At 67.6% G+C, this 15,334-nt stretch carries 16 protein-coding genes; 10 read left to right on the top strand and 6 right to left on the bottom strand.

Features of this window, described 5'->3' with window-relative positions:
* Window positions 1-18 precede the first annotated feature (18 nt).
* Window positions 19-396, top strand: a complete 378-nt coding sequence (locus NS2_RS24420; RefSeq protein ID WP_033089754.1) for a hypothetical protein — start codon at window positions 19-21, stop codon at window positions 394-396.
* Between the two features lie 12 nt (window positions 397-408).
* Window positions 409-1,572, top strand: coding sequence for a cation:proton antiporter (locus tag NS2_RS24415; RefSeq protein ID WP_033089740.1), 1,164 nt, complete (start codon window positions 409-411; stop codon window positions 1,570-1,572).
* 19 nt (window positions 1,573-1,591) lie between these two features.
* On the opposite strand, the gene NS2_RS24410 is transcribed toward NS2_RS24415, so the two are convergent.
* From NS2_RS24410 to NS2_RS24400, 3 genes are all read right to left on the bottom strand, one after another.
* On the bottom strand, window positions 1,592-1,921 hold the full coding sequence (locus tag NS2_RS24410; protein ID WP_033089741.1) for an RNA-binding S4 domain-containing protein: 330 nt from the start codon (window positions 1,919-1,921) through the stop codon (window positions 1,592-1,594).
* A 105-nt stretch (window positions 1,922-2,026) separates the two neighbouring features.
* Window positions 2,027-2,611 (bottom strand): C40 family peptidase, encoded by a 585-nt coding sequence (locus NS2_RS24405; RefSeq protein WP_052086787.1) that lies wholly within the window; start codon window positions 2,609-2,611, stop codon window positions 2,027-2,029.
* A gap of 303 nt (window positions 2,612-2,914) precedes the next feature.
* Window positions 2,915-3,166 carry a hypothetical protein gene (locus NS2_RS24400; protein WP_033089743.1) on the bottom strand — a complete coding sequence of 84 codons (252 nt, stop codon included), beginning with the start codon at window positions 3,164-3,166 and terminating at the stop codon, window positions 2,915-2,917.
* Between the two features lie 188 nt (window positions 3,167-3,354).
* On the opposite strand from NS2_RS24400, the gene NS2_RS24395 reads away from it, so the two are divergent.
* The 4 genes from NS2_RS24395 (at window position 3,355) to NS2_RS24380 (ending at window position 8,425) form a co-directional block, all read left to right on the top strand.
* The gene (locus tag NS2_RS24395) at window positions 3,355-4,539 is read left to right on the top strand and encodes a DUF8462 domain-containing protein (RefSeq protein ID WP_033089744.1); all 1,185 of its coding nucleotides are present in this window, start codon (window positions 3,355-3,357) and stop codon (window positions 4,537-4,539) included.
* Window positions 4,540-4,666: 127 nt separating this feature from the next.
* Entirely contained in the window at window positions 4,667-6,622 is a 1,956-nt protein-coding gene (locus NS2_RS24390; protein ID WP_036547206.1) for an acyl-CoA dehydrogenase family protein, read from the top strand.
* A gap of 335 nt (window positions 6,623-6,957) precedes the next feature.
* Window positions 6,958-7,944, top strand: coding sequence for an alpha/beta fold hydrolase (locus tag NS2_RS24385; protein WP_033089745.1), 987 nt, complete (start codon window positions 6,958-6,960; stop codon window positions 7,942-7,944).
* A gap of 193 nt (window positions 7,945-8,137) precedes the next feature.
* Window positions 8,138-8,425 (top strand): Rv0250c family protein, encoded by a 288-nt coding sequence (locus tag NS2_RS24380; protein WP_062614366.1) that lies wholly within the window; start codon window positions 8,138-8,140, stop codon window positions 8,423-8,425.
* Between the two features lie 60 nt (window positions 8,426-8,485).
* On the opposite strand, the gene NS2_RS24375 is transcribed toward NS2_RS24380, so the two are convergent.
* On the bottom strand, window positions 8,486-9,769 hold the full coding sequence (locus NS2_RS24375) for a thiolase family protein (protein ID WP_228102977.1): 1,284 nt from the start codon (window positions 9,767-9,769) through the stop codon (window positions 8,486-8,488).
* 385 nt (window positions 9,770-10,154) lie between these two features.
* Between NS2_RS24375 and sdhC the strand changes: the two genes are divergently transcribed.
* From sdhC to NS2_RS24355, 4 genes are all read left to right on the top strand, one after another.
* The gene (gene sdhC, locus NS2_RS24370) at window positions 10,155-10,988 is read left to right on the top strand and encodes a succinate dehydrogenase subunit SdhC (RefSeq protein WP_033089747.1); all 834 of its coding nucleotides are present in this window, start codon (window positions 10,155-10,157) and stop codon (window positions 10,986-10,988) included.
* 46 nt (window positions 10,989-11,034) lie between these two features.
* Entirely contained in the window at window positions 11,035-12,981 is a 1,947-nt protein-coding gene (locus NS2_RS24365; protein WP_052086788.1) for a fumarate reductase/succinate dehydrogenase flavoprotein subunit, read from the top strand.
* A gap of 2 nt (window positions 12,982-12,983) precedes the next feature.
* Window positions 12,984-13,730 (top strand): succinate dehydrogenase/fumarate reductase iron-sulfur subunit, encoded by a 747-nt coding sequence (locus NS2_RS24360; protein ID WP_033089748.1) that lies wholly within the window; start codon window positions 12,984-12,986, stop codon window positions 13,728-13,730.
* Between the two features lie 78 nt (window positions 13,731-13,808).
* Window positions 13,809-14,006 (top strand): hypothetical protein, encoded by a 198-nt coding sequence (locus NS2_RS24355; protein ID WP_033089749.1) that lies wholly within the window; start codon window positions 13,809-13,811, stop codon window positions 14,004-14,006.
* Window positions 14,007-14,069: 63 nt separating this feature from the next.
* Here NS2_RS24355 and NS2_RS24350 read toward each other — a convergent pair whose 3' ends face one another.
* Together NS2_RS24350 and NS2_RS24345 are read right to left on the bottom strand one after the other, a co-directional pair.
* On the bottom strand, window positions 14,070-14,273 hold the full coding sequence (locus tag NS2_RS24350) for a DUF397 domain-containing protein (protein ID WP_033089750.1): 204 nt from the start codon (window positions 14,271-14,273) through the stop codon (window positions 14,070-14,072).
* Window positions 14,270-15,157, bottom strand: coding sequence for a helix-turn-helix domain-containing protein (locus NS2_RS24345; protein WP_033089758.1), 888 nt, complete (start codon window positions 15,155-15,157; stop codon window positions 14,270-14,272). The genes NS2_RS24350 and NS2_RS24345 overlap by 4 nt, the downstream gene beginning before the upstream one ends.
* Window positions 15,158-15,334: the final 177 nt, after the last annotated feature.

Genomic DNA, 15,334 nt, shown 5'->3' with positions numbered 1-15,334 from the left:
TGCTCCATGGCGGACCCAGTGATCACGGTGAAGTGGAAGAAGGTGCCGGACGAGCACGACTATCCGGCCGCCGCGGACTACCTCGAGATGCTGGCGGAGCCCGCGGTCATCGACGCGGTGATCCAGGAATTGCGCGACGCGCCGGTGGTGCACAAGAAGGCCAAGGATCTGCTGCGCGCCTCGCAGCTGGACGCCCTGCCCACCTCGAACCCGTACGTGCGGCGCGATCTGCAGAAGATCGTGGCGGGCAAGGCGCTCTCGCCGATCCTGGTGGTGCGCGGCGACTTCCGCAAGAACGCGCCCATGGTGATCGCGGACGGCTATCACCGGGTGTGCGCCATCTACTACACCGACGAGAACATCGCCATCCCGGTGAAGATCGCCTCGCTACCGTGAGCGCGTGACACCGTGACCTTCCAGACCCTCACCCTCATCACCCTGCTCGGCCTGGCCGGACCCTGGCTGGCCTGGCGGCAGTCCTGGCACCTGCCGGTCATCCTGGGCGAACTGCTGGCCGGAATCGTGTTCGGCGCCACCGGCGTCGGCCTGCTGCACCCGACCGATCCGACCTTCACCTTCCTGGCCGACGTCGGCTTCGGGGTGGTCATGTTCGTGGCCGGGACCCATGTGCCGGTGGGCGACGCGTCCATTCGCTCGGCGCTGGGCCAGGGCGCGCTGCGCGCGGCGATGGTGGGCGTGCTGGCGGTGCTCGCCGGGCAGGGCATAGCGGCCTGGTTCGGCACCGGCCACGGTCTGCTCTACGCCGTGCTCATCGCCTCCTCCTCGGCGGCCATCGTGCTGCCCATCATCGATTCGCAGGGGCTGGGCGGAAAACCCGTGCTGGAGTTGACCGCCCAGGTGGCCATTGCCGACGCGACCGCGGTGGTGGCGCTGCCACTGGTGATCGATCCGGGCAATGCGAGCCGGGCCGCGCTGGGTGCGCTGCTGGTGGCCGGGGCGGCGGTGCTGGTCTACTTCTTCCTGCGCTGGGCAGAGAACTCCGGCATCCGGCATCGGCTGCACAAGGTCTCCGAGGACCGGCAGTTCGCGCTCGAACTGCGGGTCAGCCTGGGGCTGCTGTTCGCGCTGGGCGCGCTCGCCACCCGCAGCCATGTCTCGATCATGCTGGCGGGCTTCGCCCTCGGGCTGGCGGTGGCCGCGGTCGGGGAGCCGCGCCGGGTCGCCAAGCAGCTGTTCGCCCTCAGCGACGGTTTCCTGGCGCCGCTGTTCTTCGTCTGGCTGGGCGCGCGGCTGAACCTGCGCGAGTTCGGCGACCACCCGTACCTGATCCTGCTCGGGCTGGCGCTCGGGCTGGGCGCGGTGCTCGCCCACGCGCTCATGCGCTTTCTGGGGCAGCCGATTCCACTGGGGTCCATCGCCTCCGCGCAGATCGGCGTCCCGGTCGCGGCGGTCACCGTCGGCACCCAGCTGCACGTGCTGAAGCCCGGCGAACCGGCCGCGCTCATGCTCGGCGCGCTGGTCACCATTGCCGCCGCGGCCTGGGGTGCGCGCACCGCGGCGGCCGCCAAGCCCGGGAATCCGAGTCCGCAACAGGGCGATTCGAAGCCTTAGGGGTCGGGGACCGTCCCGGTCAGTCGCCTTCGCGTCCCAGCAACCGATCGGTTTCGCGGCGTTCGCGCTTGGTCGGGCGGCCCGCGCCGCGGTCTCGCCGGGGCATGAGGGCGGCCACCTGCGGATCGGGCGGGGGCGGGCTCTTGTCGATCATGCATTGCACGGCCACGGCCGCGCCGACGCGCTTGGTGATGAGCTGTTCGACGATGACGATGCGTTCGGAACCATTGACCCGCGTCCGGATCTCGTCACCCGGCTCGAGCGGGTGCGCGGGTTTCACAGGTACGCCATTGACCTTTACATGCCCCGCGCGACACGCCGCGGCGGCGGCCGAACGGGTTTTGAAAATGCGGACGGCTCAGGTCCAAGAATCAACTCGGGCCTGGGCCGTGGTGCTCAGTGGAGCCGGGGTCACGCGTCCGACGATACTGCCTGACGCGGTGACGCCGGTCTGCTAGGTGGCGATGCGCCGGGCGGTGACGACCTGGCTGGGGTGCAGGTTGGTGTAGGAGACCGGGGTGCCGGACTGCACGGCGTTCAGCAGCTTGCCGTCACCGGCGTAGATGCCGACGTGGCCGCCGCCGTTGGTGACGACGATGTCGCCGGGCTGCAGGTCCTCGAAGGCGACCGGGGCGCCGACATTGGACTGCTCGAAGCTGGTGCGGGGCAACTCGACTCCGGCCTGCTTGTAGGCCCACTGCACGAGGCCGGAGCAGTCGAAGGAGTAGGGGCCGGTCGCGCCCCAGGAGTACTGGGCGCCGACCTTGGTCTCGGCGGCGTGCAGGGCGATGTCGCCGACGCTGCTGGACTTGTTGAACAGGGAGGGCAGCTGGAACTGCGGCGCGGGCGCGGGGGCCGCGGGGGCCGGAGCCGCCTGCAGGGCCGTCGCGGCGTCCTTGGCCGCCTGGTTGAACTGCTGCACCTGGGGTGCGAATTGGTCCGGCACGTCGAAGTTTCCGATGCCGGGGATGTCGAGGGTGGCAGCGCTGGCGGTGATCGCCGGGAACGCGCCGGTAGTCGTAGCCGCCATCGCACCCATCACGATGGCACCCTTGACGGAATTCGGAAGCCGAGATTCCCGCTGCAAGCTGTGCTTACCCACTGAGCCGCATCTCCGATCTTGCTGCTGTCACAAAGCGGGCTGCCTCTCCGATGAAGCACCAGACTCCGCTAAGTCACGAGAAGATTACGACTCGGCCGTGCCGTTGTCCACCCGGCGCGATAGGTGTGTCGCACCTTTTCCAGAACGCCCCGCTGGAAGCGTAATTCGGTGTATAGGGCCCCTGATCACAAGACGGTATAGCTGATCGACACCGTCGTTATGAACCGTTCGCCGCCGTGATCAACCCTGCCCGTCGAGCACCCGCTCGAGCTCGGCGATCCGCCGGCGCGCGTCCGCGAGATCCACCTCGAGTTGCCCGAGCGCCATCACCAGCGGACCCACCGCGAGGTCCGCGACCAACTGCGGATCGTCGTACCCGCGCTCGATGGCCACCAGAATGTTGTTGCGGATGCGCGCGGCGACAATCGCCTCGGCGGGCACGTTCCAGGATTCGACCACCTCCGCGACGGTGGGTACGGCTTCTTCCGACATGAACCCTCCTGCGCTGGATCCCAACGAATCAGGCATAAGGGTAGATACCGCATCGGACAGTGCGGGCGCGAACTCGATCGGTCGCGTATGCCGATCGATAGCTGTGTCTAGGACCCTCCATAGATGCCCGGATAATCCGTGATTCTTGCGCTGCGCCGGGGCCGATCCCCGCGCTACGGTTGGGCCGCATGGACCCCGTCAGGAATCCCTACGCGCCCGGCGCGGGGCAGCGCCCGCCCGAACTCGCGGGCCGGGATCGGCAGCTCGACGCCTTCGACATCGTGCTGGAGCGGGTGGCGCGCGGGCGGCCGGAGCGCAGCGTCATGCTCACCGGGCTGCGCGGGGTCGGAAAGACGGTGCTGCTCAATCAGCTTCGCTCGGCCGCCCGCTCGCGCGGCTGGGGCACCGGCAAGCTGGAGGCGCGCCCGGAGCAGGAGCTGCGGCGGCCGCTGGCGTCGGCGCTGCACATGGCGGTGCGCTCGATCGCTGTCGCACACCGCAATCCGGAGCAGGTGGACGATTTCCTGGGGATTCTCAAGGCGTTCGCGCTGCGCTCCACCGCGGACAAGGGCATGCGCGAGCGCTGGAACCCGGGCATCGACGTACCGGCGGTGACCGGGCGGGCCGACTCCGGCGATATCGAGATCGATCTGGTGGAGCTGCTCATGGAGGCGGCGGCGCTGGTGCGGGATGCCGGGATCGGGATCGCGGTGTTCATCGACGAGATGCAGGACCTCGGGCCCGCCGATATCTCGGCCATCTGCGGGGCCTGCCACGAATTGAGCCAGGACGCCGCGCCTTTGATCGTGGTCGGGGCGGGGCTGCCGCATCTGCCCGCGGTACTGTCGGCGTCCAAGAGCTACTCGGAGCGCTTGTTCTCCTATCACCGCATCGATCGGCTCGATCGCGAGTCGGCGGATCAGGCGCTCATCGCCCCCGCCGAGCGGGAGAGCGTGAAGTACAGCGAGGAGGCCCTGGACGCGCTGTACCGCAAGGCCGACGGCTACCCGTATTTCGTGCAGGCGTACGGCAAGGCGACCTGGGACGCGGCCGCGCAGAGCCCGATCTCGGCGGAGGACGTCGCGGTGGCGGCTCCGGCCGCCGAAGAAGAGTTGGCGGTCGGTTTCTTTGGTTCTCGCTACGAACGAGCTACCCCGGCGGAGCGAGAATATATGCGCGCCATGGCCGATTTGTCGGGCGACGACGGTCCGGTCGCCACCTCGGCGGTCGCCAGCGAGCTCGGACGCAAGCCCGCCTCGTTGTCCCCGGCACGAGACGGATTGATCAAGAAGGGCCTCATCTACTCGGCCGAGCGCGGCAGCATCGGTTTCACCGTCCCGCATTTCGGCCGGTACCTCCGCAGCGTGCAGTAACCGAATGGTTGCACACCGATCAAGATCACTGCGTAACAAGGCTTTTCGATCTTTGCCAGCCCCTACCGGTGGGTAACAAAGGCTCCTACACTCGAATGTGATTCTCATCACGGTCGAGGAGGACATCATGGCGACTGCCGCCAAAGTGAACGCCACCGAAGAACAGGCCCGAGCACTGGTAGAGGAATCCCGCGAAACCACCTGGGCCAAGCCGTCCTTCGCCAAGGAGATGTTCCTCGGCCGATTCCGGCTCGACCTCATCCACCCGTTCCCGCACCCGGACGCCGCGGACGCCGCCAAGACCGAGGCCTACCTGAAGCGGCTGCGCGCCTTCTGCGAGACCATCGACGGCCAGCGCATCGAGGCCGAGGGCCGGATTCCCGACGAATACGTGCGCGGGCTGGCCGAACTCGGCTGCTTCGGGCTCAAGATTCCCGAGGAGTACGGCGGCGTCGGGCTCTCCCAGGTCGGCTACAACCGGTCCCTCATGCTGGTCGGATCCGCGCACGCCAGCCTCGGCGTGCTGCTCTCGGCACACCAGTCCATCGGCGTGCCCGAGCCGCTCAAGCTGGCCGGGACCCCCGAGCAGAAGCGAGAGTTCCTGCCGCGCTGCGCCAAAGGCGCGGTGAGCGCCTTCCTGCTCACCGAGCCGGACGTGGGTTCGGATCCCGCGCGCATGGCCTCCACCGCCACCCCGACCGCCGACGGCGAGGCGTACGAGATCAATGGCGTGAAGCTGTGGACCACCAATGGCGTTGTCGCCGAGCTGCTCGTGGTGATGGCGCGGGTGCCCAAGAGCGAGGGCCACCGCGGCGGCATCTCGGCCTTCATCGTGGAGGCCGACAGCCCGGGCATCACCGTGGAGCGCCGCAATGCCTTCATGGGCCTGCGCGGCATCGAGAACGGCGTCACCCGCATGCACAATGTCCGCGTCCCCAAGCGGAATCTGGTGGGGCGCGAGGGCGATGGCCTCAAGATCGCGCTCACCACCCTGAACGCGGGCCGCCTCGCGATTCCGGCCATGTGCACCGCCGCGGCCAAGTGGTCGCTCAAGATCGCGCGGGAATGGTCCGGCACCCGCGTGCAGTGGGGCCGCCCGGTCGGCGAGCACGCGGCGGTGGGCGCGAAGATCTCCTTCATCGCCGCAACCACTTTCGCGCTGGAATCGGTGCTCGACCTGTCGGCCACCATGTGCGACGAGAACCGCAACGACATCCGCATCGAGGCCGCCCTGGCCAAGCTGTGGGCCTCGGAGATGGCCTGCGAGATCGCCGACGAGCTGGTGCAGATTCGCGGCGGCCGCGGCTACGAGACCGCCGCCTCGCTGGCGGCACGCGGCGAAAGGGCGGTCGGGGCCGAGCAATTGGTGCGCGATCTGCGCATCAACCGCATCTTCGAGGGCTCCAGCGAGATCATGCGCCTGCTCATCGCGCGTGAGATGGCCGATGCCCACATGGCCGCCGCGGGTGCGCTGGTCGACCGCAATGCCGAACTCAAGGACAAGGCCAAGGCCGCCGTCGGCGCGAGCGGGTTCTACGCCAAGTGGTTCCCGCAGCTGACCGTGGGCGCGGGCACCACCCCGGTCACCTACGGCGAATTCGGCCCGCTGGCAAGGCATATGCGCTTCGTCGAGCGGATGTCGCGCAAGCAGGCCCGCGCCCTCATGTACGGCATGGCCCGCTGGCAGGCCAAGCTCGAATACAAGCAGGGCTTCCTGGGCCGCATCGTCGACATCGGCGCGGAACTGTTCGCCATGGCCGCCGCCTGCGTCCGCGCCCAATCCCTGCGCGTGGCAGGCGGTCCCGACGGTCCCGCCGCCGAGGAACTGGCCGAGGTCTTCTGCCGCCAGGCCCGGCTGCGCGTCGAGAAGCTCTTCGCCGATCTGTGGTCCAACACCGACGACGCCGATACCGACCTCACCCGCGGCGTCCTCGACGGCCGCTACCGCTTCCTCGAGGTCGGCGCGCTCGACCCGAGCGAGGGCACCGGCCCGTGGATCTCCGAATGGCAGTTCGGCCCGTCCACCGAACCGAACCAGCTCCGGCCGTTCCTGCCGTCCACGAAGACGGGGGCGGCGACCTAGCGGACGGGAGACAACAGAAATCTGCCGCTATCTAGCTAATTAGCTAGATAGCGGCAGATTCATATGACGGCTACCGCGGCCGCATCGATCAACCTCTCTACAGATGTCTAGGTTATTTCGTAGACAGCTGTAGAGAGTGCTGAGCCGGCTCGATGGCCGGGGATCTCTACGTCGGTCTTGCAAGTTGCCGAGAGTCGGGTAGATACGCCGACAGTGCTGCATAGATCGGCGGCTTCAGTTGGACAACTTGTGCATAACGCCTGGTGTAGGGGGTTAACGCGGGGGTTATCTCTATCGACAACCGGGCAAGAAGGCGAACTCTTCGGGAGGACGTCATGTCCACTATCGAGCCCCGGGCCGCCGATTTCGACGGCCGCCACCTCACCGTGTCCGCCGATGACGGCGTGCCACTCGCGGTGCGGGAATTCGGTGCGACCGACGCGCCGGTCGCCGTCGTATTCGTGCACGGGCACTGCCTGCGGGCCGAATCCTGGGCGTTCATGCGCGGGCACCTGCTGCGGACCTGGGGCGACGACACCCACATGGTGTTCTACGACCATCGCGGACACGGGGATTCGGGCGACGCCGATCCCTCGACCTACACCATCGAGCAGCTGGCCCGGGACCTCGACGCGGTGCTGCGGGCCGTGGTCCCGGCCGGACCGGTTGTGCTGGTGGGACATTCGATGGGGGCCATGACCGTGCTGGCCTACGCGCGGCTGTACCCGGAGACCATCGGCACCCGGATCGTGGCGGTCGGGCTGATCTCCAGCGCCGCCAGCGGGGTGACCCGGGTCGGGCTGGGGCGGCTGCTGAGCGCACCCGCGGTGAGCTCGCTGCGGGCCGCCGTGCGCAAGGCCCCGCGCGCCATGCAGGCCTCGAAGCACCTGAGCCGCCGCGTCTTCGAGCCGATCATGCGCGACGCCACCCTGGGCACCCGCAAGGTGAGCCCGCGCATGCTGGCGGTGGCCACGGCCATGCTCAACGACACCTCGCTGCTGACCATGGCCAGCTTCCTGGAGTCGCTCATGCGCTTCGACGAGTCCGCGACCCTGCACCGGCTGGGCATGATTCCGGTGCTGGTGCTGGCCGGTTCGGCCGACATCATGATCCCGTTCGCGCATTCGGTGGTGCTGGCCTCGCAGGTCGACGACGCCGAACTGGTGCGGCTGGACGGGGCCGGGCACAGCGTGATCCTGGAGCGCGCCGAGGAGGTGGCCGCGGCGGTGGTGGCGCTGGTGGCCCGGGCCATCGGAGCCGCCCGCGGCCAGGACCCGGACTGCGGGCCGGATTGCGGCCCCGAGTACGCCATCGCAGGGTAGCGGCGGCGGCTCCGAGAGGCACTCGGCGGCGGGCGAATTCAGCGATTTGAAACGCCTGCCGCCATCATTCCGGCTCCCGCGACAGGCCCCTGAGCTGCGAATATCCCCGGCGGACGAGACGTATCCAACATGATCACGTACTGTGTTGTAGATCACTATGTGTGGTCTGTCACACGGCTCGAGGAGGGTTTCGATGACACGCAGCGAAATTGCTGAACTCCGCTACGCGGTCGGCCAGCTCCGGCAGTGCGTCAGCGCTCTGCGTTCGCACTACGGAGACGCGGGCACGGTCCGCCGCTTGGAGAACGATCTGGAAAGGCTCGTCATCGACACCGACGAGTTCGAGCAGGCGCCACCCCCGGAATCACCGCAGGGGAAGCAGGAGACCATCTACGTCCCCGACGCCAAGCACGATGAGGCGGCTTGGATGGGCGCACAGGACGAGGGCCTCGGCTTCCACTCCCGCCCCCGCACCAAGTAACCGACTCTTCAGAACACCTGCGGAGCCACCTCGACAATGACGTCGAGGCGTGGCCGATGCTCAGTGCCGGTGGCGGCCGCGCACCGAACGCCTGCTGCCCGCGCCGCGGAAGCGCGCGCCCAGGGGCGCCTGCGACACCGGCTCCAGGTCGGGGGATTCGAAGACCGCCGCCAGGGCGCGGCCCGGTCCGGCGGGGGAGACCGCCAGCCCCAGACCGCCGTCGCGGCGGGACAATTCGTGCAGCATGGTGGTGACCATGCGCAGGCCCGCGGCACCGCCCGGCTCACCGAGGGCGATGGCGCCGCCGTGCACGTTGAGGCGCTCGCCGTGGCGGTCGTCGAGGCCGAGGGTGCGGGCCAGGGCCAGCACCTCCACCGCGGAGGTCTCCTCCACCTCCAGCAGTTCCAGATCCGGCAGTTCGAAGCCGCTGCGCCACAGGGCCTTCGCGATGGCGGAGGTGGTGGCGGGCACCGGGCCGCCGCCCGGGCCCGCGGCGCTCACCCAGTGGACCAGGTAGCCCATGGGGTCCAGGCCCAGATCCACCAGCCGCTCCTCGGCCACCACCAGGCAGGCCGAGGCGGCCAGGGTGCGGGTGGCGCTGTTGCCCGCGGTGGTCACGCCGTCGGCCAGGAAGGGTGCCAGCGCGGCGAAGGCGCGGGGTGAGACATCGTCGCGCAAACCCTCGTCGCGGTCGACCAGCCGCACCACTCCGGAGTTCGGATCGTCGGGTTCGGCGCACACCACGACCGGCGCGATCTCCACCCCGAAGACGCCCTGGCGATGCGCGCGGGCGGCGCGGCGGTGGCTGGCCGCGGCGTAGACGTCGACGTCGGCGCGGGTCAGGCCGTGGTCACCGGCCAGGTCCTCGATGCGCAGCGAATCCGCCTGTCCCAGTATGGGTTCGGCCGCGGCCCAGAGGGCGATCTGCTCATCGGTACTGGGGCCGCCCTCGGGCTCGGAGCCGGGGCGGGCGGGCCGCCGGGGCGCGACGCTGGGCGATTGCTTGGCGAATCCCTTTGTGGCGCGGTCGTATTCGGCGCCGACGGCCAGTACCACGTCGGCCGCGCCGGTCTGCACCATCATGGCGGCGGTGACCAGGGCGCGCAGGCCGCTGCCGGGACCGCCGCCGACGGCGAAATCGCCGAGTTCGGGCGAGAGCCCGCAGTTGGGGAGCGCGGGCCGCAGGGCCTCGGGGTCGGGGACGGCGGTGACGAGTTGTTCCACCCGCTGCGGGTCGATCCCGGATCGGCCGAGCACCGCCGCGATCACCGTGCCCACCAGGCGATGCGGCGGAACCGCGGCCATCACCCCGTCGGGCATCCCCACTGGTGTGCGCATCGGCATCACGATGGCCACTCGTCTCATCACCGGCTCCCTTCGAACCTCATCACCGGCTCCCCCGGAGGGGGTTGTCTAGCTCAGGGGACAGGCCACCACAGAGTTGTTGCTGCCGTGTGACGGTGTGTAACCGGGAGAAACGACCGGCCGAGCTGCGCAATGTCCGAAATCCCAATCTTTCTGACAGCGTGCCGCATTCACGAGATTGCCGTTTGTTCACCGAGCAAACGAAACGCTGGTGAGCACCGGAAATGTGGCGCAAATCACGGGATCACGAAATAGCTGTTGCGAGCTCGAGTGATAGCGCCACTGTCGTAAGGTGCTCACCATCACCTTCGATGCCGGAGGTAACGATGACGTTCCACGGGGTAGAGCAGCGAGGCATCCAGCAGTGAGCGCCGCACCAGTCAGGGCTTCTGAATCGGACAGCACAGGGGTTTTCAGCCGGGGCCGGGCCGCCATCGCGGCCCGGACGCTCCGCACCGACCGCTGGTGGGTACCACCGGCCATGACGGTGCTCGGCCTGGGCGCGTTCGTCATTTACGCGACCGTCAGATCCTTTGTGCGCGCTGCGTATTGGGTGAACGACTACCACTATCTGACACCGTTCTATTCGCCGTGCCTGAGCACCGTCTGCGAAAAGGGCTCGAGTCATTTCGGCACGCCGATCGGCGACCTGCCCATGTGGATCCCGCTGGGCTTCCTGGTGCTGCCGTTCCTGCTGATGTTCCGGCTCACCTGCTACTACTACCGCAAGGCGTATTACCGGTCGGTGTGGATGTCGCCGCCCGCCTGCGCGGTGGCCGAGCCGCACGCGAAATACACGGGGGAGACGCGGCTTCCGCTGATCATCCAGAACGCGCACCGCTACTTCTTCTACGTCGCGGTCATCATCTCGGTGATCAACACCTATGACGCGGTCATCTCCTTCCACGGCAAGGACGGCGGCTTCGGCATCGGGCTGGGTACCGCCATCATCACCGGGAACGCCCTGCTGCTGTGGGCGTACACGCTCTCGTGCCACTCCTGCCGCCACATCGCGGGCGGGCGGCTCAAGCACTTCTCGCAGCATCCGGTGCGGTACCGCTTCTGGACCGTGGTGTCCAAGCTGAACACCCGCCACATGCAGCTGGCGTGGACCACGCTGGGCACGCTGGTCCTGACCGATTTCTACGTGATGCTGGTGGCCAGCGGGACGATTTCCGACCCGCGCCTCATCGGCTGATCGTCACAGCTTCCTATTCCTCTGTCTCCCAGGAGTGTTCGGTTCCATGCCTGAAGTCGAACGGCACAAGTACGACGTGTTCGTGATCGGCGCCGGCGGCGCCGGTCTGCGTGCGGTCATCGAGGCCCGTGAGCACGGGCTGTCGGTGGCGGTGGTCTGCAAATCCCTGTTCGGCAAGGCGCACACCGTCATGGCCGAGGGCGGCTGCGCGGCCGCCATGGGCAATGCCGACGACAAGGACAGCTGGCAGGCCCATTTCAAGGACACCATGCGCGGGGGCAAGTTCCTCAACAACTGGCGCATGGCCGAACTGCACGCCCAGGAGGCCCCCGACCGGGTGTGGGAGCTGGAAACCTATGGGGCGCTGTTCGATCGGACCAAGGACGGCCGGATCAGCCAGCGCAACTTCGGCGGCCACACCTATCCGCGGCTGGCGCACGTCGGCGACCGCACCGGGCTCGAGCTCATCCGCACCTTCCAGCAGAAGATCGTCTCGCTGCAGCAGGAGGACTTCGCGCAGACCGGCGACTACGAGGCGCGCATCAAGGTCTTCGCCGAATGCACCATCACCGAACTGCTCAAGGACGGCGACCGGATCGCCGGGGCCTTCGGGTACTGGCGTGAATCCGGGCGTTTCGTCGTCTTCGAGGCCCCCGCGATCGTGATCGCCACCGGTGGCGTCGGCAAGTCCTACAAGGTGACATCGAACTCCTGGGAGTACACCGGCGACGGGCACGCGCTGGCGCTGCGCGCCGGGGCGTCGCTGATCAATATGGAGTTCCTGCAATTCCATCCGACCGGCATGGTCTGGCCGCCGTCGGTGAAGGGCATCCTGGTCACCGAGGCGGTGCGCGGTGACGGCGGCGTGCTCAAGAACTCCGAGGGCGAACGATTCATGTTCGGCTACATCCCGCCGGTGTTCAAGGGCCAGTACGCCGAGACCATCGAAGAGGCGGACCAGTGGCTGAAGGACAACGACTCCGCCCGGCGCACACCGGATCTGCTGCCCCGTGACGAAGTCGCCCGCGCCATCAATGAGGAAGTGAAGTCCGGGCGCGGGACGCCGCATGGCGGCGTGTACCTGGATATCGCCTCGCGCCTGCCCGCCGATCAGATCGTCAAGCGGCTGCCGTCCATGCACCACCAGTTCAAGGAGCTGGCGGATGTGGACATTACGAAGGAACCCATGGAGGTCGGCCCGACCTGTCACTACGTCATGGGTGGCATCGAGGTCGATCCGGACACCCAGGCGGCCACCGTGCCCGGCCTGTTCGCGGCCGGCGAATGCGCGGGCGGTCTGCACGGGTCCAACCGCCTGGGCGGCAACTCGCTCTCGGATCTGCTGGTGTTCGGACGCCGCGCCGGGCTCGGCGCGGCCACCTATGTGGAGCAGCTGGCCGCCCGGCCCAAGATCTCCGATGCCGATCTGGCCGCGGCCGCGAAAGCGGCTGTGACACCGTTCGATCCGCCCAGTGAGGGCGGCCCGGGGGAGAACCCGTACACGCTGCACATGGACCTGCAGCAGACCATGAACGATCTGGTCGGCATCATCCGCAAGGAACACGAGCTGAAGCAGGCCGTCGAGAAGCTCGCCGAACTGCGCGACCGCTACGACCACGTGACCGTGGAGGGGCACCGGCAGTTCAATCCGGGCTGGCACCTGGCCATCGACCTGCGCAATATGCTGCTGATCAGCGAATGTGTGGCCCAGGCGGCGCTGCTGCGCACCGAGAGCCGCGGCGGCCACACCCGCGACGACCATCCCGGCATGGATCCGGTGTGGCGCAACAAGCTGCTGGTCTGCACCGTCGACCCGGACGAGGTCGGGTTCTCGGTGCCGTCGGTGACCGTCACCCCCGAGGCCCAGGTGCCCATGCGGGAGGATCTGCTGCGCTTGTTCGACCCGGCCGAGCTCGAAAAGTACTACACCTCCGCGGATCTCGCAGTGCTGCGGGACACGGAGCTGCCTAACGAGGCAGGAAAGGCGGAATAGCCATGGGTTACGAGGCGAAGTTCAAGGTGTGGCGCGGCGACACCGAGGGCGGCGGCCTGCACGACTTCACCGTGGAGGTGAACGAGGGCGAGGTGGTGCTCGACATCATCCACCGGCTGCAGGCCACCCAGGCGCCGGACCTGGCGGTGCGCTGGAACTGCAAGGCGGGCAAGTGCGGTTCCTGCTCGGCGGAGGTGAACGGGCGGCCGCGGCTGCTGTGCATGACGCGCATGTCGACCTTCACCCAGGACGAAGTGGTGACGGTGACGCCCATGCGCACCTTCCCGGTAATTCGGGATCTGGTGACCGATGTGTCGTTCAACTACGAAAAGGCGCGCGAGGTGCCGTCTTTCACCCCGCCGGTGGATCTGAAGCCGGGCGAGTACCGGATGCAGCAGGCCGATGTGGAGCGGTCGCAGGAATTCCGCAAGTGCATCGAATGCTTCCTGTGCCAGAACACCTGCCACGTGGTGCGCGATCACGAGGACAACAAGCACGCATTCTCCGGCCCGCGATACCTGATGCGCATTGCCGAACTCGAAATGCATCCCCTCGATGTGGCCGATCGGCGCGAGCTGGCACAGGAGGAAGCGGGCCTGGGCCTGTGCAACATCACCAAGTGCTGCACAGAGGTTTGCCCGGAACACATCAAGATCACCGACAATGCTCTGATCCCGCTCAAGGAACGCGTGGTCGACCGCAAATACGACCCCATCGTCTGGCTCGGCAACAAGCTTTTCCGGCGGTAGCTGGGAAGATCACGACACCGCGACGATTGTGCAACGGAAGCACGTTTGCCCCGGCTAAGCATGGGTATCCAACTATTCGTGGACCGAGGACTGAAGAATGCGCGTCCCCGGTACCGGAAAATGGGTCCCGATGACTGGGTCGAACGGCTGATCGTAGGGATGCTCTTCGCGGTATCGGCGATGGGCGTATATGTACTGACCGGCGCATTGATGCCCGCGATCGCGATCGGCGTGCTGGTGGCCGCCGTCGCGATCGGCGTGGTCGCAATCCTATGAAGCTGCTTCCACAGAGCGGCGAGGGTTCACGGAAGCGAGGTCCGTGAACCCTCGATCAGCGAATCAGCCCTCGAGCGCACCGTTTTCGATGGCAGCGGTGCACGACCGCCACTCCGCGGCGCCGAACACCAGCGCCGGGCCCTGCGGATTCTTGCTGTCCCGCACGCCGACCCGGCCGGTGGCCAGGAACGCCACCTCGACGCACTCCTTACCGGCCCCGCTGCGGCTGCTCTTGAACCAGCGGGCCCCGGAAAGCTCCACACTCATGCCGAATACTCCTTCGCCACCTGTCTAAGCAGGTTTCTGCTGTCCTGGACGTCCAACGCGCAGCGTTCCAGGCCGTCCTGGGCCCGGCGATAGCGCTGAACGTCGCCCTGTCTCTCGAGATACAGATCGCCGGTGAAACCCTCCACGTAGACCACCGGGGGCTCGACCGGCTGCCCTTTGCTGTCGGTTCCGAACTCCAGAATCACGAACGGGCCGGTCGAAAGTCCCAGCGGGACACCGGCGGCGAAGGGCAGGATACGCAGGCAGACATTGGGCCGAGTGCTCAGTTCCGCCAAGTGCCGGACCTGCGCCGCCATCACCCTTGCACCTCCCACCAGGCGGCGCAATACCGATTCGTGCAACACCATGGCCAGATTCGCCGGCCGGGTGCGGCGGGTCAGCATGGCCTGGCGCTGCAGGCGCAGCTGAACGCGCCGATCCACCTCCGCCGCCGACTCTTCCGGATAGCCGAGGCGGTTCAGGGCCCTTGCGTATTCGGCGATCTGGAGCAGCCCGGGCACCAATTCCGATTGGTAGCACGACAACTGCTGCGCGGATGCCTCCAGGCCCACGTAGACGTCGAAGTTCTCCGGGATCAGGTCGCCGTAGGAGTGCCACCAGCTCTTGACGGCCGCCTGCTGCGCCAAACCCTTGAGCCCCTCGGCGATTTCGGCCGGTATCCCGTAGATCCGGCACAGCTCCTGGATGTCGATGGTTCGGATGCGGTCCGCATTGCCCTTTTCCAGCCGCTGTAGGGTGCTCGCGCCCCACTCCATGAGTTTGGCGGCTTCGGCGATGGTCAATCCCGCCTGGATACGCCAGTCGCGCAGATAACGGCCGAGCTGGCGGCGCGGCAGGGTCGATGACGCGGGACCTTCGGACACAACACGCTCCATTCGCGGCGGCGGACATGGATCGGGGTCGGTGAGCGGGCGAGTGTCTCGTCCACTATGGAGAATCGTCCTCCCCCAGGTGGATTCGCTGCTGGGAATTCGCGCAATTTTGCGTTCTCCTGCTCGAAATTCGCCCGCTTGGCGTCTGCTCGTGGTGTGCTAGTGTCG

It is taken from the genome of Nocardia seriolae NBRC 15557, assembly GCF_007990715.1.
In the GTDB taxonomy this organism is placed as follows: domain Bacteria; phylum Actinomycetota; class Actinomycetes; order Mycobacteriales; family Mycobacteriaceae; genus Nocardia; species Nocardia seriolae.
This window is presented reverse-complemented; position numbering and strand designations above follow the sequence as displayed.